Raw genomic sequence first — 17,888 nt, forward strand, 5'->3', positions numbered from 1 at the left:
GGACAGACGTGCAGGGGCGGTCACCACCGGGTGACCGCCCCTCCACGCGTGCGCTCAGCCCCGCTGTCCCGACGGACGGCGCAACCCCGGGCGGAGGGCCGCGCGGGTGCGCAGCGCGGACCAGCGGGCCGACACCTTCCACAGGACGCGGACGGCAGAGCGGGGCAGGAGCAGCGCCCGCAGCCGCGTCCCGGTGCTCACCGCGGCCCGCAGCGCCTCCGTCGTCCGGCGCACATCCTCCGCCGCACCCGGGGCCGGGCGCGGCCGGGGCGCGTACAGCACCTGCTCCACCGCGTCCGCCACCCGGTGCACGGCGGCCCCGGCCGCCGGATCGAGGTGCCCCAGCCGGACGATCCGGGCGGCGGCACCGCGCGGGGTCAGCGACTCGTCGGGCGTGATGCCGTGGTCCCAGGCGCTGTCCGTCAGCTCCTGCCAGGCCGCCAGGGTGTGCGCCACCGCGCCCTCCGGCGTCCGGGAGTGCCCGCCCAGCCGAAGCGCGCGCATCCGCTTGCGCCACAGCAGCGGCGACAACGCCACCGCCGTCACCAGCAGCCCGCCCAGCCCGGCCGGCAGCCACCCCCACGGGGCGGGACCGTCACCCCCGTGCTGCGGGGCCGCCGCCGCGGACGCGCTGCCGCAGGGCACCGGCCGGCGCAGCTCGCCGGCGCAGCCCGCGCTCGGCGAGGCCGCCGCCGAGGGCGCCGAGGAGGCCTTGCCGGACGGCAGCGACTCCTGCGGCAGCGAGGTGCCGGGCGTGTCCGGCTGGGTGTACGACGGCGTGGTGCCGCGGGTCGGGGTCGGCTCGAACCGGGTCCAGCCCACCCCCTCGAAGTACAGCTCCGGCCAGGCGTGCGCGTCCTTCTGGCTCACCGCGACCGTGCCGTCGGCCTGCGGGGTGCCGGGCGCGAAGCCCACCGCGACCCGGGCCGGGATGCCGAGGGTGCGGGCCATCGCCGCCATCGTGAAGGAGAAGTGGATACAGAAACCCTGCTTCTTCTTCAGGAAGTTCGCTATGGCCCCGGGACCTCGGCCGACCTCCACCTGGGTGTCGTACTGGAAGCCCCCGGTGACGGCGAAGTAGTCCTGGAGCTTGACGGCTTCCTCGTAGTGGCTGCCGGCGCCCGCGGTGATCCTCCGGGCGGTGCGGGCCACCACCTTCGGCAGCGCGGACGGCACCCTGGTGTACTCGCGCCGCAGGTCCGCCGGCGGCTGCGGCGCGGAGGCCAACTGCCGGGCGGTCGGCCGCACGGCCAGGCTGGTCACCTGGTAGGTCTCGCCGCGCGTGGTCTGCCCGTGGTCGCCGACCAGGGCCATGCCGAGCGGCTCGTACCGCCACCGCCCGGCGATCCTCACCCCGCTCGGCGGATAGGGCATCGGCAGCCAGTCCTGGTCGTACGTGTCCGCCGCCGTGACGGTCGTGCGCACCGTGCCGCGTCTGACGTCGGAGCCGAGTCCGACGGGGGTCGGGAAGGTGCCCGGCACGCCGACGACGTGCCGCTGCGCCGGCTTCCACGTGGTGCCGTCGAAGTCGTCCAGGGAGACGATCCGCAGATACAGGTCGGAGACGTCGTCGGCGTCGGTGCGCAGGGAGAGCAGCCGGCGGTCGTCCTCGGTGTTCAGATCGTCGCGCAGCGACACCAGCAGGCTGACCGCGGAACCGCCGGCTCCCGGGCCGTCGCCCGCCCCCACGCCCGTGCCGGTGCGGTCCAGCAGCCCGCCGTGCATCGAGGGCAGGGCGAGCGGCACCGTCAGGGCCACACCGAGCGCGACCGCGCCGATCCGGCGCCCGGTGCGCGCCGGGGCGAGGGCCCCGCCGTCGACAGCGCCCGGGGTGCGGGGCGCGCCGCCGAAGACCCGGCCCCACTGCGCGAGCCGGTCCCGGCCCTCCGCGAGCAGCAGCATCAGGTAACCGGCCGCCGCCGCGAGGAACCACAGCCAGTCGGCGCCGCCGTCGGACAGGCCCGCGGCCACCGAGTACAGCGCGAGCAGCGGCAGCCCGGCGGGGGCGGCGCTGCGGAAGGTCACCGCCAGCGTGTCCACCAGCAGCCCGACCAGCAGCACACCGCCGATCAGCATCAGCCGGATGCCGTCGTGCAGCGGCGCCGGTATCGCGTACCGGCTGACGTCGTCCGAGCCCTGCCGGAACAGGTCGGTGAGGTACCGGAAGGTGTCCGGGCCCGGCACCAGCCCCGCGAACGCGTGCTGCCGGGCGAACACCAGGGTGAGCAGCAGCAGCGTGGCCAGCGCCTGCGCCGCCACCGTCAGCGGCCGGCCCAGTGGCACCCGCCGGGCCGCCGCGCCCACCGCGGTCTGCACCGCGAGCAGCGGCACCAGCTCGAGCAGCCAGGTCGGCTGGTCGACGAGCGGGAGCAGCGCGCACGAGGTCAGCAGCGTGGCCGCCGCCGCGCTCAGGGCCAGCCGTGCCCGTCCGCTCATCCCCGTGCCTCCCCGTTCACGGCGGCCAGGCCCGAGCGTTCCCGGTCGGCCTGCCGCCACAGTCCGTCCAGTGAGGCACCGCGCGGCACGCTCAGTGCCGTCCAGCCCGCCTCGCGCAGCATCCGCAGCCGCTGCTCGTGCGCCCCGCCCGGGCGGGGCACGTCGGTCGTCTCGCGCATCCAGGTGTCGGGGTCCAGCACGAAGGCGACGGCGCCGCTGCGCCGGCTCATCCGGGCGACCGTCGTGGCCTGTTCCTCGTCCAGGTCGCCGAGGAAGGCGACCAGCAGCCCGTCGTCGCCGCCGCGCAGCGCGTCGTACGCCCGGGACAGGCCGTCGCCGTCGGAGTGGTCGAGCACGGCGAGGGTGTCCATCATCAGCCCGGCCGCGTCCGCCGTCTCCTGGCCCGTGCCCGCGAAGCCGTCGGCGCCCTCGCCGGGCGCCGCGCTGCCGCCGTCGGTCAGCAGCCGTACCGAGAAGCCGCGTTCGAGCATGTGCGCCAGCACCGAGGCGGCACCGGAGACCGCCCACTCGAAGGCCGAGTCCGGGCCCGTGCCCTCGTAGGCGCCGCCCCGGGTGTCCAGGAGCACGGTGCACCGGGCGCGCCGGGGCTGCTCCTCGCGGCGCACCATCAGCTCGCCGTAGCGCGCGGTGGACCGCCAGTGCACCCGGCGAAGGTCGTCGCCGTAGCGGTACCCGCGCGGGATCACGTCGTCGTCGCCCGCCAGGGCCAGCGAGCGCTGCCGCCCCTCGCCGTACCCCTGGGCCTCGCCGCTGAAGCGGACCGGGGCCAGCGGGTCCACGCGCGGGACGACCGTCAGGGTGTCGTACGCGGAGAAGGAGCGGGTCAGCTCGCACATGCCGAAGGGGTCGGTGAGCCGTAGCTGGAGCGGACCCAGCCGATAGCGGCCCCGCAGGTCGGAGCGGACCCGGTAGGACACCTCGCGCCGCCCGCCCGGCTCGACCCGGTCCAGCACGAACCGGGGCCGGGGGCCGAGGACGTAGGGCACCCGGTCCTGGAGCATGAGGAGACCGGTGGGCAGCCGGGAGACGTTGTCCATGCGCAGGTGCACCCGCGCCTCGCTGCCGGCCGGCACCCGCCCGGGGGAGAGCCGGCGGGCGGCGGCCACCCGGTGGCGTGTGCGGTACAGCACGGTCGCGCAGACCAGCGGCAGCGCGGCCAGCAGCAGCCCGACCCGCAGCAGATCGCTCTGACCCAGCACGTACGCGCAGACCGCGGCGGCGGTCCCGGCCGCCAGGAAGGAACGGCCACGGGTGGTGAGCCCCGCCAGGGCCGTACGGACCCCGCCCGCCTCCCCGCGGCCGGTGTCCACCGGTCCGGCCCCCCCGGCGTCCATCACAGACTCCGCGGAGGCTGCCGGGGATAGGCCGGGATGGTCCGGCCCAGGCCGCCGAAGCCGCTCTGCTGCCCGGGCACCGCGGGCACCGAGGTGTGCTGGAGGATCTCCAGCACGACCTGCTCGGCCGTGCGCCGGTTGAGCTGGGCCTGGGCGGTGGGCAGCAGGCGGTGGGCCAGGACGGCGACGGCGAGTGCCTGGACGTCGTCCGGCAGCGCGTACTCCCGGCCGGCGAGGGCCGCGGAGGCCTTCGCGGCCCGCAGCAGGTGCAGCGTCGCGCGCGGGGAGGCGCCGAGTCTGAGGTCGGGGTGCGTGCGCGTGGCCGCGACCAGCTCGACCGCGTACCGCCGGACCGCCTCGGAGACGTGCACCTCGCGCACGGCCTCGGTCAGCTTCACGATCTCGTGCGCGTGCGCCACCGGCCGCAGGTCCTCCAGCGGGCTGACCCCGCCGTGCACGGCGAGCATCCGCAACTCGGCCTCCACGCTCGGGTAGCCGACGGAGACACGGGCCATGAAGCGGTCGCGCTGGGCCTCGGGCAGCGGGTAGGTGCCCTCCATCTCGACCGGGTTCTGGGTGGCCACCACCATGAAGGGGCTGGGCAGTTCGTACGTCTGCCCGTCGATGGTGACCTGCCGCTCCTCCATGGACTCCAGCAGCGCCGACTGGGTCTTCGGCGAGGCGCGGTTGATCTCGTCGCCGATCACGATCTGCGCGAAGATGGCGCCCGGCTTGAACTCGAAATCCCGGCGCTGCTGGTCCCAGATGGACACGCCGGTGATGTCCGAGGGCAGCAGGTCCGGCGTGAACTGGATGCGCCGCACCGAGCAGTCGATGGACCGCGCCAGCGCCTTGGCGAGCATCGTCTTGCCCACGCCGGGAACGTCCTCGAGCAGCAGGTGACCCTCGGCCAGCAGGACGGTCAGCGCGAGCCGTACGACCTCGGGCTTGCCCTCGATCACACTCTCCACCGAGGCGCGCACCCGCTCCACGGTGGCGGTCAGATCGTCCCCCGCCCCCGCGTACGGCCGGGCGGGGGCGCCCCCATGGCTCGCTGGATCGTCATAGGTCGACACCCGGCCCTCCTCGGCCCGTACTTTCCGGGCCGACGCTCACGACGCGAAACCGGCCCACCCCGAAACACGGACACCACGCGGGAAAGGTTCCGCGTGACGTCACATCCCGCATTCTTGCTGCCGTTACCGATTCGTGTCACTCGCCTGTGGACAACTGCCCGCACGATGTCGGCCTTACGGCCTTTTCGACCACATTTTCGGTACGTGCGCGGCGGGATGCGTTCCGGGGCGGCCGGCCGGTGTCCGGGCCGTGCGGGTCAGGCCGGGTCGATCTCGCGCAGGCGTCCGGTGCGCACGTCGAAGACGAAGCCGCGGACGTCGTCGGTGTGCAGCAGGAAGGGCGAGGTGCGCACGCGCTGCATGGACTGGCGCACGTCCTGGTCCACATCCTGGAAGGACTCCACCGCCCAGGCGGGCCGCTGGCCGATCTCCATCTCCAGCTCGGTGCGGAAGTCCTCGGTGAGGGACTCCAGTCCGCAACCGGTGTGGTGGATCAGCACCACGCTGCGGGTGCCCAGCTTGCGCTGGCTGATGGTCAGGGAGCGGATGACGTCGTCGGTGACCACACCGCCCGCGTTGCGGATCGTGTGGCAGTCTCCGAGCTGGAGGCCGAGCGCCTTGTGCAGGTCGAGACGGGCGTCCATACAGGCGACGACGGCGACGCGGAGTACGGGACGGGCGTCCATGCCGGGGTCCGTGAAGGCCTCGGCATAGTGCTGGTTGGCCGCCACCAGGCGGTCGGTCACTTCGGCGCCCTCGGCTATGGCGCCGCCGGATCCAGTGGGCACTGCTGCGGAAGTCGTCATGAGGACGACGTTACTGGTCACGTGCCGTTCCGGCCTGCTGTGAGAGGGGACAAAGAACGCCATCGCGGCTTGTTGTGAGCCAACCCACAGGGGGACGGACCCGTACCGGACGGATGAATCGGCTCGAACAGCCGCCCCGGTCCCGCTGCGGCGCACGACGCGCAGGCCGGTTGATTGACCGCGAGACACGGTGGACTAAAGTGGCGCGAAGCGGGAGGCGTGGCTCTCCCTGCTGGTGAAACACCTGAAGACCCCGGCACACGTCCGGACCGTCTCCCCCACGTGCGCGGGCGCGTACGTACGGCTCGGCCTCCTCCCGCTCCCGGCCGGCCGACGCTTCCGGCGCCGGCGGGCCACCCCTCCACGAGCCGGCGGGGACCCGGCGGTGCGTACCGGCCGCGCCGGATCCTGAGAGGCCCCCTTGAGCCAGAGTCGACACGTCCCGGTGATGCTCCAGCGGTGCCTGGACCTGCTGGCGCCCGCTGCGGAGCGCCCGGGAGCGGTGGTCGTCGACTGCACCCTCGGGCTCGGCGGCCACAGCGAGGCGCTGCTGGCCCGCTTCCCCGGGGCACGACTGATCGGCCTCGACCGCGACAAGGAGGCGCTGCGCCTGTCCGGCGAGCGGCTCGCGCCGTACGGGGAGCGCGCCACCCTCGTGCACGCCGTCTACGACGAACTGCCCGAGGTACTGGACCGGCTCCGCGTCACGCGCGTCCAGGGCGTGCTGTTCGACCTCGGGGTCTCCTCCATGCAGCTCGACGAGGCCGACCGCGGCTTCGCCTACGCCCAGGACGCGCCCCTGGACATGCGCATGGACCAGACGGCCGGCATCAGCGCCGCCGAGGTCCTCAACACCTACCCGGCGGGCGAACTCGTGCGCATCCTGCGCGCGTACGGCGAGGAGAAGCAGGCCAAGCGGATCGTCTCCGCGATCGTCCGCGAGCGGGGGAAGGAGCCGTTCACGAACAGCGCCCGGCTCGTGACGCTCATCCGCGACGCCCTGCCGCAGGCCGCCAAGCGCACCGGCGGCAACCCGGCCAAGCGGACCTTCCAGGCGCTGCGCATCGAGGTGAACGGCGAACTCTCCGTCCTGGAGCGGGCGGTCCCGGCCGCCGTGAAGGCCCTGGACGTCGGCGGCCGGATCGCCGTGCTGTCGTACCACTCCCTCGAGGACCGGCTCGTCAAGCACGTGTTCGCGGCCGGCGCGGCGTCCACCGCGCCGCCCGGACTGCCGGTCGTGCCCGAGCGCTACCAGCCGCGGCTCAAGCTGCTCACCCGTGGTGCCGAACTTCCCACCGAGGAAGAGATCACCGAGAACCGCCGGGCCGCCCCGGCCAGACTGCGGGGGGCCGAGCGCATCAGGGAGGACGTCGAGTGAGCCAGACGGGTCGGTGGGTTCCCCCCACGCACCGGGAACCGGTTCCCGCCACGCACCCGGGGACCGGTCACCCCCGGGCACGGGGGGAGCGGTGAGCAGGAAACCCCAGCCGAAGGGGAGGGCGGCCCGGCTCGCCCGGCTCTTCCCGGCCGGCCGCGCCCGGGCGGCCCGCACCCCGTTCGTGCTCCTCGTCGTCCTGCTCCTGGGTGGCGGCCTCATCGGGCTGCTGGTGCTGAACTCCGCGCTGAGCGAGGGTTCCTTCCGACTGGCCGACCTCCAGAAGCAGACCAAGAACCTCACCGACGAGGAGCAGTCCCTCCAGCGGGACATCGACGCCTACTCGTCCCCCGACGCCCTCCAGCGCCGCGCCCGGGAACTCGGCATGGTCCCCGGCGGCGACCCGGCCTTCCTCGGCCCCGGCGGCACCGTGCGCGGCGTCCCCAGCCCCGCCCCCGAGTCCGCGGTCTTCTCCGACCCCCTCGCCCCCGGGACGGTGCCCCCGGCCGCCGGCCTCCCCGCGACCCCGCCCGAGCCCTCCACCGCGGCGCCCGCCGCCCCGGCGGCCCAGCCCGGGGCGGGCGGCGGTCCCCAGGCCCCCGTCCCGGCGACCGTGCCGCCCCTCGCCCCCCAGCCCGCCCCCACCCCGACCCCCGGCAGGTGACGGAAGTGTCCGACAGGCAACCGCCGCGCCGCCGTGTGCCCGGACCCGCCAAGCCGCCCCGGCCGCGGGGCGCCGACCGGCGGCAGCCCGGGCCCGGCGCCCGCCCGGCCCGCCGCCCGGGCGGGGCCCGGCCCATGCCCCCGCCCCCCCCTCCGCCTCGGCAGCCCCCGGCCCCGGCTGCGTCTGGTCAGCCTCGGCCTGACCCTGGTGCTGCTCGCCTTCGTCGTGCGGCTGCTCCAGGTCCAGGCCGTCGACGCGAGCGCCTACGCGGCCCGCGCCGAGCAGAACCGCTACGTGGTGCACACCCTGGCCGCCGCGCGCGGCGGGATCACCGACCGCAACGGCGTGGCCCTCGCCATCAGCGAGGACGCCTACGACATCACGGCCGACCCGACGATGTTCACCGCCGAGCGGCTGAAGACCGGCGACGGCCCGGAGCAGGCCGCCGCGCTGCTCGCGCCGATCCTCGGCCAGGACCGGGCGGCGCTCGTCAGGAAGCTGCGGCCGGTGAACCGGAACTCCCGCTACACCCGGCTCGCCGCGCGGCAGACCCCGCAGGTCTGGAAGCAGATCAAGGACCTGAAGGCGGCGCTGGCCAAGAAGGCGGAGACGGACCGTCACACCGCCAACGTGCTGGCCGGTGTCTTCGCTGACCCCAGCAGCCAGCGCGTGTACCCCAACGGCGACCTCGCCGCCGGGATACTGGGCTGGGTCAACGCCGACGGCCGGGGCGGCGGCGGTGTCGAGCAGGAACTGGACAAGCAGCTCACCGGCAAGGACGGCGAGGTCCGCTACGCCCAGTCGGGCGGGCGCCAGGTGCCGACCGTGGGCTCGACGCAGACACCGGCCGTGCCGGGATCCGACGTCGAGCTGACCATCGACCGGGACATCCAGTGGGCCGCGCAGAACGCCATCACCGAGCAGGTGCGCAAGTCCCGGGCGGACCGCGGGTACGTCATCGTCCAGGACACCCGCACCGGCCAGATCCTGGCCATGGCCAACTCGCCCGGCTTCGACCCGAACGACCTGTCGAAGGCCGACGGCGACGCCATGGGCAACGCGGCCCTCCAGGACGCCTACGAGCCCGGCTCCACGGCCAAGGTGATGTCCATGGCGGCCGTGCTGGAGCAGAAGGTGGCGACCCCGCTCACCCACGTCGTCGTACCCAACCGGCTGCACCGCGGCGACCGCCTCTTCCAGGACGACATCGACCACGCCACCTGGTACCTCACGCTCAACGGCGTGCTCGCCAAGTCCAGCAACATCGGCACCATCCTGGCCACCGGCGAACTCGGCAGGTCCCAGCCGGAGGCCAACCGGGTCCTCCACTCCTACCTGCACCGGTTCGGCATCGGCGACTACACCGGGCTGGACTTCCCCGGCGAGACCCGCGGCATCCTCGCACCGCCGCAGAAGTGGTCCACCTCGCAGCAGTACACGATTCCTTTCGGCCAGGGCTTCTCCATCAACGCGATGCAGGCCGCCTCCGTGTACTCGACCATCGCCAACGGCGGAGTCCGCGTCGAGCCGAGCCTGGTGCGCGGCACGAAGGGCGCCGACGGGCGGTTCACACCCGCCCGCAAGCCCGCGAAGACCCGGGTGGTCAGCGAGAAGACCGCCAAGGCGGTCGCCCAGATGCTGGAGTCGGTCGTGGACGACGAGCAGGGCACCGGCATCAAGGCCCGCATCCCCGGGTACCGGGTCGCGGGCAAGACCGGCACGGCCAACCGCGTGGATCCGGCCACCGGTCGCTACCGCGGCTACACCTCGTCGTTCGCCGGGTTCGCCCCCGCGGACAACCCGCGCGTCACCGTGTACTGCGCCATCCAGAACGCCACCGCCGGCAGCTACTTCGGTGGTCAGATCTGCGGGCCCATCTACAAGCAGGTGATGGAGTTCGCCCTCAAGACCCTCCAGATCCCGCCGACCGGAGCGCAGCCCGCCAACCTGCCCGTCGACTACAAGCCCTGATCAGCACCCCGGAAACCACCAGGAACCAGCTCGTGACAACGATCACCCCCGACGACGGGAACCACGGGGCCGAGAACCCCTCACTTCGCTCCGGAGCGGGTGCGCCCGGTACGCTCACCGCCGTGCCACACGCCGATCAGTCCCAAACCACCCAGAAGGGCGCTTCCGTGACATATCCGGGACCGCCGCGACCGGTCGAGGTCTCCGCCACACCCCTCGCGGAACTCGCCGATCAGCTGGGTGCCGCCGCTCCGGCCGGCCCCGCCGAGGTCACGGGCATCACCCACGACTCCCGTGCCGTCCGCCCCGGCGACCTGTACGCCGCCCTGCCGGGTGCCCGGCTGCACGGCGCCGACTTCGTCACCCAGGCCGCCGGCCTGGGCGCGGTCGCCGTGCTCACCGACCCGACGGGCGCCGAACGCGCCGCCGCCACCGGACTGCCCGTCCTGGTCGTGGACGACCCGCGCGCGCGGATGGGCGGACTGGCGGCCACCATCTACGGCCGGCCCGGCCGCGGCCTGCTCCAGATCGGCATCACCGGCACCTCCGGCAAGACCACCACGGCCTACCTGGTCGAGGGCGGCCTGAAGACCGCGCGCACCACGGGCCTCGTCGGCACCGTCGAGATGCGCATCGGCGAGGAGCGCATCAAGTCCGAGCGCACCACCCCCGAGGCCACCGACCTCCAGGCCCTGTTCGCCGTCATGCGCGAACGCGGTGTCGAGGCGGTCGCCATGGAGGTCTCCAGCCACGCCCTGGTCCTCGGCCGGGTCGACGGCTGCGTCTTCGACATCGCCGTCTTCACCAACCTCAGCCCGGAGCACATGGAGTTCCACTCCGGCATGGAGGACTACTTCCAGGCCAAGGCCCAGCTGTTCACGCCGCTGCGCAGCAGGCTCGGGGTCGTCAACGCCGACGACGAGTACGGCCGCCGGCTCGCCGCCGAGGCGGGCGTCCCGGTCGTCACCTTCTCCGCCGAGGGCCACCCCGACGCCGACTGGCGCGCCCAGGACGTCCAGGTGGGCCCGATGGACTCGACGTTCACCGTCCTCGGCCCGAACGCCGAGCGGGTGCAGGCCAGGTCGCCGCTGCCGGGCCCGTTCAACGTGGCGAACACCCTCGCCGCGATCGTCGCCCTCGCCGCGGCCGGCCTCGACCCGCAGGCCGCCGCCGACGGCATCGCGGCCGTACCGGGCGTCCCCGGCCGTCTGGAGCGCGTCGACGCCGGGCAGCCCTACCTCGCGGTCGTCGACTACGCCCACAAGACCGACGCGGTCGAGTCGGTGCTCAAGGCGCTGCGCAAGGTCACCAAGGGCCGGCTGCACGTCGTCCTCGGCTGCGGCGGCGACCGCGACCGCACCAAGCGCGCCCCGATGGGCGCCGCCGTGGCCCGGCTCGCCGACACGGCCGTACTGACCTCGGACAACCCCCGCTCCGAGGACCCCCTCGCGATCCTCGCGACCATGCTCCAGGGCGCGGCCTCCGTGCCCGCGCACGAGCGCGGCGAGGTGCTCCTTCTCGAGGACCGGGCCGCCGCCGTCGCCGCCGCCGTGGGCCGCGCCCGGGCCGGCGACACCGTACTGGTCGCGGGCAAGGGTCACGAGCAGGGCCAGGACATCGCCGGCGTGATCCGTCCCTTCGACGACCGCCAGGTGCTTCGCGAAGCTATCCAGAAGACCCAGGGATGAACTTGTGATCGCCCTCTCCCTCGCCGAGATCGCAGCAGTCGTCGGCGGGCAGACGCACGACATACCGGATCCGTCCGCGCAGGTCACGGGACCGGTCGTCCGGGACTCCCGCGAGGTGGTGCCCGGCAGCCTGTTCGCCGCGTTCGTCGGCGAGCGCGTGGACGGCCACGACTACGCGGCCCGGGTCGTCCAGGACGGCGCGGTCGCCGTGCTGGCGTCCCGGCCGGTCGGCGTCCCCGCGATCGTCGACGACGTCCAGACGGCCCTGGGCGCCCTCGCCCGGCACGTCGTACGCCGGCTCGGCGCGACCCTCGTCGCCCTGACCGGCTCGGCCGGCAAGACCAGCACCAAGGACCTCATCGCGCAGGTCCTGCGGCGCAAGGCGCCGACGGTGTTCACGCCCGGCTCGCTCAACAACGAGATCGGGCTGCCGCTGACCGCCCTGACCGCCACCGAGGAGACCCGGTTCCTCGTGCTGGAGATGGGCGCCCGCGGCATCGGGCACATCCGTTACCTCGCCGGTCTGACGCCCCCGAAGATCGGCCTGGTGCTCAACGTCGGCTCCGCCCACATCGGCGAGTTCGGCGGGCGCGAGCAGATCGCCCGGGCCAAGGGCGAACTCGTGGAGGCGCTTCCCGGGGACGGCGCGGCGATCCTCAACGCCGACGACCCGCTGGTGCGGGCCATGGCCTCCCGTACCAAGGCGAAGGTGGTCCTTTTCGGAGAGTCGGCCGAAGCGGACGTACGCGCCGAGAACGTACGACTCACGGACAGCGGACAGCCCGCCTTCAGGCTTCACACACCCTCCGGTGCAAGCGATGTGACGATGCGCCTGTACGGTGAGCATCACGTGTCGAACGCGCTCGCCGCGGCCGCCGTCGCCCATGAGCTGGGCATGTCCGCAGCGGAGATCGCCACCGCGCTCTCCGAGGCGGGCTCCCTCTCCCGCTGGCGCATGGAGGTCACCGAGCGCCCGGACGGCGTGACCATCGTCAACGACGCCTACAACGCCAACCCCGAGTCCATGCGGGCCGCCCTCAGGGCGCTCGCGGCCATGGGCAAGGGGCGCCGCACGTGGGCGGTGCTCGGCAAGATGGCCGAGCTGGGGGACGAGACGCTCGCCGAGCACGACGCCGTCGGACGGCTCGCCGTCCGGCTCAACGTCAGCAAGCTCGTCGCCGTCGGGGGGATTGAGGCCTCCTGGCTGCAACTGGGCGCATATAACGAGGGTTCGTGGGGTGAGGAGTCGGTGCACGTGTCCGACGCACAGGCGGCGATCGACCTGTTGCGCAGCGAGTTGCGCCCGGGGGACGTCGTACTCGTGAAGGCGTCCCGGTCGGTGGGGCTGGAGAGCGTGGCCCAGGCGCTCACCGAGGCCGGTGCCGAGGGCGGGGTCGATGCCCGATGATGAAGCAGATCCTGTTCTCGGGAGTCATCGGCCTCTTCCTGACCCTGGTCGGCACCCCGCTGCTGATCAAGCTCCTCGCCCGCAAGGGCTACGGCCAGTACATCCGTGACGACGGCCCGCGCGAGCACGCCAGCAAGCGCGGCACGCCGACCATGGGCGGTATCGCCTTCATCCTGGCGACGATCGCCGCGTACTTCCTGAGCAAGCTCATCACCGGCTACCCCCCCACCTACTCCGGACTGCTGGTCCTCGGCCTGATGGCCGGCATGGGTCTGGTCGGCTTCCTCGACGACTACATCAAGATCGTCAAGCGGCGGTCGCTGGGCCTGCGGGCCAAGGCCAAGATGGCCGGCCAGCTCATCGTCGGCATCGCCTTCGCCGTGCTGTCGCTCCAGTTCTCCGACGCGCGCGGCAACACCCCGGCCTCCACCAAGCTGTCGTTCATCACCGACTTCGGCTGGTCGCTCGGCCCGGTGCTGTTCGTCGTCTGGGCGCTGTTCATGATCCTCGCGATGTCGAACGGCGTGAACCTGACCGACGGTCTGGACGGCCTCGCCACCGGCGCCTCCGTCCTCGTCTTCGGCGCCTACACCTTCATCGGCGTCTGGCAGTTCCAGGAGTCCTGCGCCAACGCGGGCACCCTGACCAACCCGGGCGCCTGCTACGAGGTACGCGACCCGCTGGACCTCGCCGTGGTCGCCTCCGCGCTGATGGGCGCCTGCCTGGGCTTCCTGTGGTGGAACACCTCGCCGGCGAAGATCTTCATGGGCGACACCGGTTCGCTCGCGCTCGGCGGTGTCCTCACCGGCCTGGCCATCCTCTCCCGCACGGAGCTGCTGGTGGCCATCATGGGCGGCCTGTTCGTCCTCATCACCATGTCGGTCGTCATCCAGGTCGGCTCGTTCCGGCTCACCGGCAAGCGCGTCTTCCGGATGGCGCCACTCCAGCACCACTTCGAACTCAAGGGCTGGTCCGAGGTACTCGTGGTGGTCCGCTTCTGGATCATCCAGGGCATCTGTGTGATCGTCGGACTGGGCCTCTTCTACGCGGGATGGGCAGCGGACAAGTGACCTCCTCGGCGCCTTCAGAGACCTTCGCGTTCCAGGGCAGGCACGTCACCGTCGCCGGGCTCGGCGTCTCCGGGATCCCGGCGGCGAAGGCGCTGCACGCGCGCGGGGCGCTCGTCACGGTCGTCAACGACGGCGACGACGCCCGCGCGCGGGAACAGGCCGCGGAGCTGGAGGCGCTCGGCATCACCGTGCGCCTCGGCGACGGGGCCACCCTGCCCGAGGGCACCGAGCTGATCGTCACCGCGCCCGGCTGGAAGCCGGACAAGCCGCTGTTCCTGGCGGCCGGTGAGGCGGGCGTGCCCGTCTGGGGCGACGTGGAGCTGGCCTGGCGGCTGCGCGGCCCCGACGCGGCCCCCTGGCTGGCCGTCACGGGCACCAACGGCAAGACCACGACCGTCCAGATGCTCGCCTCCATCCTGACGGCGGCGGGCCTGCGCACGGCCGCCGTCGGCAACATCGGCGTCTCCCTGCTGGACGCGGTCCTCGGCGAGGAGCGCCACGACGTCCTCGCCGTGGAACTCTCCAGCTACCAGCTCCACTGGGCGCCCTCCCTGCGCGCCCACTCGGCGGCCGTCCTCAACCTCGCACCGGACCACCTGGACTGGCACGGTTCCATGGAGGCGTACGCGCGCGACAAGGGCCGTATCTACGAGGGGAACCGGGTCGCCTGCGTCTACAACGCCGCCGACCGGGCCACCGAGGACCTCGTGCGCGAGGCCGACGTCGAAGAGGGCTGCCGGGCCGTCGGGTTCACCCTGGGCACGCCCGGACCCTCCCAACTCGGCGTGGTGGACGGCATCCTGGTCGACCGGGCCTTCGTGGAGAACCGGCAGAAGAACGCGCAGGAGCTGGCCCAGGTCTCCGACGTGAACCCGCCGGCCCCGCACAACATCGCCAACGCCCTTGCGGCGGCGGCCCTCGCGCGCGCCTTCGGCGTGCCCGCGACGGCCGTCCGCGACGGCCTGCGGGCCTTCCGGCCCGACGCCCACCGCATCGCGCACGTGGCCGACATCGACGGGGTGGCGTACGTCGACGACTCCAAGGCGACCAACACCCACGCGGCGGAAGCCTCGTTGGCGGCATATGAACCGATCGTATGGATTGCGGGCGGTCTGGCGAAGGGCGCGACCTTCGGGGAACTGGTCGCCAGGTCGGCGAAGCGACTGCGCGGAGCCGTTCTGATCGGCGCCGACCGGGCACTGATCCGTGAGGCCCTCGCGCGACACGCCCCGGAAGTACCCGTCGTCGACCTCGACCGGACCGACACTGGGGCGATGCTCCAGGCGGTGACGGAGGCGAAACGGCTGGCTCGGCCCGGCGACACGGTGCTGCTGGCCCCGGCCTGCGCCTCGATGGACATGTTCACCAACTACAACCAGCGCGGTGACGCGTTCGCGGCGGCGGTCCGCGAACTCGGAGCCTGACCCCGGCCGCCCGCCGGGCGGATCTTGGGAGGGACGCGTGGGACGGTCGACGTTCAGTGGAGGCGCCGATGCCCAGTAGCCGAACCGGCCGGCCGCCCGTGCAACGGGCGCCCCGGCGCCCGCGTCCCGCCGTTCCCCGGCCCCCGCGCGAGAACCCCGTCCAGCGGTTCTGCACGCGCGCGCGCAGGGCCTGGGACCGGCCGCTGACCGCCTACTACCTGATCGCCGGCGGCAGCGTCCTGATCACCGTGCTCGGTCTGGTGATGGTCTACTCGGCCTCCCAGATCACCGCGTTGCAACTGTCGCTGCCGGGGTCGTACTTCTTCCGCAAGCAGTTCCTCGCCGCGCTCATCGGCGGCGCACTGCTGTTCGCCGCCTCCCGCATGCCGGTGAAACTGCACCGTGCCCTGGCCTACCCGATCCTCGCCGGCGCCGTCTTCCTGATGGCCCTGGTGCAGGTGCCCGGGATAGGGATGGCGGTCAACGGCAACCAGAACTGGATCTCGCTCGGCGGCTCCTTCCAGATCCAGCCCAGCGAGTTCGGCAAGCTGGCCCTGGTGCTGTGGGGCGCGGACCTGATCGCCCGCAAGCAGGAGAGGAGGCTGCTGACCCAGTGGAAGCACATGCTGGTGCCGCTGGTTCCGGTCACGTTCCTGCTGCTCGGGCTGATCATGCTCGGCGGCGACATGGGCACCGCGATCATCCTCACGGCGATCCTGTTCGGCCTGCTGTGGCTCGCGGGCGCGCCGACCCGGCTGTTCGCGGGCGTGCTGTCGGCCGCCGCCCTGATCGGTGTGGTCCTCATCAAGACCAGCCCCAACCGGATGGCCCGCCTCGCCTGCATCGGCGCCACCGAGCCGAAGACCGGGGTCGCCGACTGCTGGCAGGCCGTGCACGGCATCTACGCCCTCGCCTCGGGCGGGTTCTTCGGCTCCGGACTCGGCGCGAGTGTGGAAAAATGGGGTCAACTCCCGGAGGCCCACACCGACTTCATCTTCGCCGTCACCGGCGAGGAGCTGGGCCTCGCGGGGACGCTGTCGGTGCTCGCCCTGTTCGCGGCTCTAGGCTATGCGGGTATCCGCGTGGCCGGACGCACGGAGGACCCCTTCGTGAGGTATGCCGCGGGAGGCGTGACCACCTGGATCACCGCCCAAGCGGTGATCAACATCGGTGCGGTGCTCGGTCTGCTGCCGATCGCCGGTGTCCCCCTCCCGCTGTTCTCCTACGGAGGTTCCGCCCTGCTGCCGACCATGTTCGCCATCGGGCTGCTGATCGCCTTCGCACGCGACGAGCCCGCTGCGCGGGCGGCGCTCGCGACGCGGCAACCTCGCTTTGGTAGAAAGCGGGCGGGAGGCTCCGGTGCCGGACGTGTGTCCGGCCGGGGGCCACGGAGATGGAACACGATGCGACGGCGTGCCTCGGCGGCGCGTACGTCCGGAGAGCGGTGAATTTCGGTGCATGTCGTACTCGCCGGTGGGGGGACCGCCGGCCACATCGAGCCCGCGCTCGCCCTCGCGGACGCCCTGCGCAGGCAGGACCCCACCGTGGGGATCACGGCCCTGGGCACGGAGCGCGGCCTGGAGACCCGGCTCGTCCCGGAGCGCGGCTACGAGCTGGCGCTGATCCCGGCGGTGCCGCTGCCCCGCAAGCCCACACCCGAGCTGATCACCGTCCCGGGCCGGCTGCGCGGCACGATCAAGGCGGCCGAGCAGATCCTGGAGCGCACCAAGGCGGACGCCGTGGTCGGTTTCGGCGGCTACGTCGCCCTGCCTGGCTACCTGGCCGCCAAGCGGCTCGGTGTGCCCATCGTGATCCACGAGGCCAACGCCCGGCCGGGCCTGGCCAACAAGATCGGCTCGCGGTACGCGGCCCGGGTCGCCGTCTCGACCCCGGACAGCAAGCTGCGTGACGCCCGCTACATCGGCATCCCGCTGCGCCGCTCCATCGCCACCCTGGACCGCGCCGCCGTACGCCCGGAGGCCCGCGCCCGCTTCGGGCTCGACCCGAACCTGCCCACGCTGCTGGTCTCCGGCGGTTCCCAGGGCGCCCGGCGCCTCAACGAGGTGGTCCAGCAGGTCGCTCCCTGGCTCCAGCAGGCCGGGATCCAGATCCTGCACGCGGTCGGACCGAAGAACGAACTGCCGCAGGTGCAGCAGATGCCGGGAATGCCCCCCTATATCCCGGTAAGTTATCTGGACCGGATGGACCTCGCGTACGCGGCGGCCGACATGATGCTCTGCCGCGCGGGCGCGATGACCGTCGCCGAACTCTCCGCCGTCGGGCTGCCGGCCGCGTACGTCCCGCTGCCCATCGGCAACGGTGAACAGCGGCTGAACGCCCAGCCGGTGGTCAAGGCCGGCGGCGGACTCCTCGTCGACGACGCGGAACTGACGCCCGAGTGGGTGCAGCGACACGTCCTGCCCGTGCTCGCCGACCCCCACCGGCTGTACGAGATGTCCCGCTCGGCAAGCGAGTTCGGCCGCCGGGACGCCGACGACCTGCTCGTCGGCATGGTGTACGAGGCGATCGCCTCGCGCCGTCAGCAGTAAGGCATGGGCGGGTGGGCCGACGGGGCGCGCACCGGCTGGGGGCGCCCCGGAGGTGAACCGGGCCCG

At 73.1% G+C, this 17,888-nt stretch carries 12 protein-coding genes and 1 pseudogene; 9 read left to right on the forward strand and 4 right to left on the reverse strand.

The genetic code is table 11. The annotated features are described in order from the left end of the window. Window positions 1-54: 54 nt before the first annotated feature. The 4 genes from D9753_RS26230 to D9753_RS26245 form a co-directional block, all read right to left on the reverse strand. Window positions 55-2,436: a transglutaminase TgpA family protein gene (locus tag D9753_RS26230; RefSeq protein ID WP_121789231.1), complete on the reverse strand. Its 2,382-nt coding sequence runs from the start codon at window positions 2,434-2,436 to the stop codon at window positions 55-57. Further along, window positions 2,433-3,791, reverse strand: a complete 1,359-nt coding sequence (locus tag D9753_RS26235; RefSeq protein ID WP_121789232.1) for a DUF58 domain-containing protein — start codon at window positions 3,789-3,791, stop codon at window positions 2,433-2,435. The genes D9753_RS26230 and D9753_RS26235 overlap by 4 nt, the downstream gene beginning before the upstream one ends. Further along, the gene (locus D9753_RS26240) at window positions 3,791-4,867 is read right to left on the reverse strand and encodes an AAA family ATPase (protein WP_394346754.1); all 1,077 of its coding nucleotides are present in this window, start codon (window positions 4,865-4,867) and stop codon (window positions 3,791-3,793) included. The genes D9753_RS26235 and D9753_RS26240 overlap by 1 nt, the downstream gene beginning before the upstream one ends. A 257-nt stretch (window positions 4,868-5,124) precedes the next feature. After that, window positions 5,125-5,736 carry a beta-class carbonic anhydrase gene (locus D9753_RS26245; protein WP_205614268.1) on the reverse strand — a complete coding sequence of 204 codons (612 nt, stop codon included), beginning with the start codon at window positions 5,734-5,736 and terminating at the stop codon, window positions 5,125-5,127. Between the two features lie 358 nt (window positions 5,737-6,094). Here D9753_RS26245 and rsmH point away from each other — a divergent pair, with 358 nt between their 5' ends. The 9 genes and pseudogenes from rsmH (at window position 6,095) to murG (ending at window position 17,822) form a co-directional block, all read left to right on the forward strand. Further along, window positions 6,095-7,051: a 16S rRNA (cytosine(1402)-N(4))-methyltransferase RsmH gene (gene rsmH / locus D9753_RS26250; RefSeq protein WP_121789233.1), complete on the forward strand. Its 957-nt coding sequence runs from the start codon at window positions 6,095-6,097 to the stop codon at window positions 7,049-7,051. A 91-nt stretch (window positions 7,052-7,142) separates the two neighbouring features. Next, a complete protein-coding gene (locus tag D9753_RS26255) occupies window positions 7,143-7,712 on the forward strand; it encodes an FtsB family cell division protein (RefSeq protein WP_121789234.1) in 570 nt (189 codons plus the stop codon). Between the two features lie 5 nt (window positions 7,713-7,717). Next, window positions 7,718-9,683, forward strand: a pseudogene (locus tag D9753_RS26260) (penicillin-binding transpeptidase domain-containing protein). A 32-nt stretch (window positions 9,684-9,715) separates the two neighbouring features. After that, the gene (locus D9753_RS26265; protein ID WP_394346755.1) at window positions 9,716-11,371 is read left to right on the forward strand and encodes a UDP-N-acetylmuramoyl-L-alanyl-D-glutamate--2,6-diaminopimelate ligase; all 1,656 of its coding nucleotides are present in this window, start codon (window positions 9,716-9,718) and stop codon (window positions 11,369-11,371) included. A 4-nt stretch (window positions 11,372-11,375) separates the two neighbouring features. After that, on the forward strand, window positions 11,376-12,779 hold the full coding sequence (locus D9753_RS26270; protein ID WP_121789235.1) for a UDP-N-acetylmuramoyl-tripeptide--D-alanyl-D-alanine ligase: 1,404 nt from the start codon (window positions 11,376-11,378) through the stop codon (window positions 12,777-12,779). After that, the gene (gene mraY / locus D9753_RS26275; RefSeq protein ID WP_121789236.1) at window positions 12,779-13,849 is read left to right on the forward strand and encodes a phospho-N-acetylmuramoyl-pentapeptide-transferase; all 1,071 of its coding nucleotides are present in this window, start codon (window positions 12,779-12,781) and stop codon (window positions 13,847-13,849) included. Before D9753_RS26270 ends, mraY begins: the two co-directional genes overlap by 1 nt. Further along, the gene (gene murD, locus D9753_RS26280; RefSeq protein ID WP_205614269.1) at window positions 13,831-15,273 is read left to right on the forward strand and encodes a UDP-N-acetylmuramoyl-L-alanine--D-glutamate ligase; all 1,443 of its coding nucleotides are present in this window, start codon (window positions 13,831-13,833) and stop codon (window positions 15,271-15,273) included. The genes mraY and murD overlap by 19 nt, the downstream gene beginning before the upstream one ends. A gap of 68 nt (window positions 15,274-15,341) precedes the next feature. Next, window positions 15,342-16,721: a putative lipid II flippase FtsW gene (gene ftsW / locus D9753_RS26285; protein WP_121789238.1), complete on the forward strand. Its 1,380-nt coding sequence runs from the start codon at window positions 15,342-15,344 to the stop codon at window positions 16,719-16,721. 6 nt (window positions 16,722-16,727) lie between these two features. Next, window positions 16,728-17,822: an undecaprenyldiphospho-muramoylpentapeptide beta-N-acetylglucosaminyltransferase gene (murG, locus tag D9753_RS26290; protein WP_121789239.1), complete on the forward strand. Its 1,095-nt coding sequence runs from the start codon at window positions 16,728-16,730 to the stop codon at window positions 17,820-17,822. Window positions 17,823-17,888 lie beyond the last annotated feature (66 nt).

The sequence above is a fragment of the Streptomyces dangxiongensis genome (genome assembly GCF_003675325.1).
GTDB classification, from domain to species: domain Bacteria; phylum Actinomycetota; class Actinomycetes; order Streptomycetales; family Streptomycetaceae; genus Streptomyces; species Streptomyces dangxiongensis.

Coding starts and splice junctions, on each gene's coding strand:
- D9753_RS26235 (WP_121789232.1), bottom strand. CDS start 3,791: ATGGACGCCGGGGGGGCCGGACCGGTGGACACCGGCCGCGGGGAGGCG.
- murD (WP_205614269.1), top strand. CDS start 13,831: ATGGGCAGCGGACAAGTGACCTCCTCGGCGCCTTCAGAGACCTTCGCG.
- mraY (WP_121789236.1), top strand. CDS start 12,779: ATGAAGCAGATCCTGTTCTCGGGAGTCATCGGCCTCTTCCTGACCCTG.
- D9753_RS26245 (WP_205614268.1), bottom strand. CDS start 5,736: ATGGCGTTCTTTGTCCCCTCTCACAGCAGGCCGGAACGGCACGTGACC.
- D9753_RS26230 (WP_121789231.1), bottom strand. CDS start 2,436: ATGAGCGGACGGGCACGGCTGGCCCTGAGCGCGGCGGCGGCCACGCTG.
- ftsW (WP_121789238.1), top strand. CDS start 15,342: ATGCCCAGTAGCCGAACCGGCCGGCCGCCCGTGCAACGGGCGCCCCGG.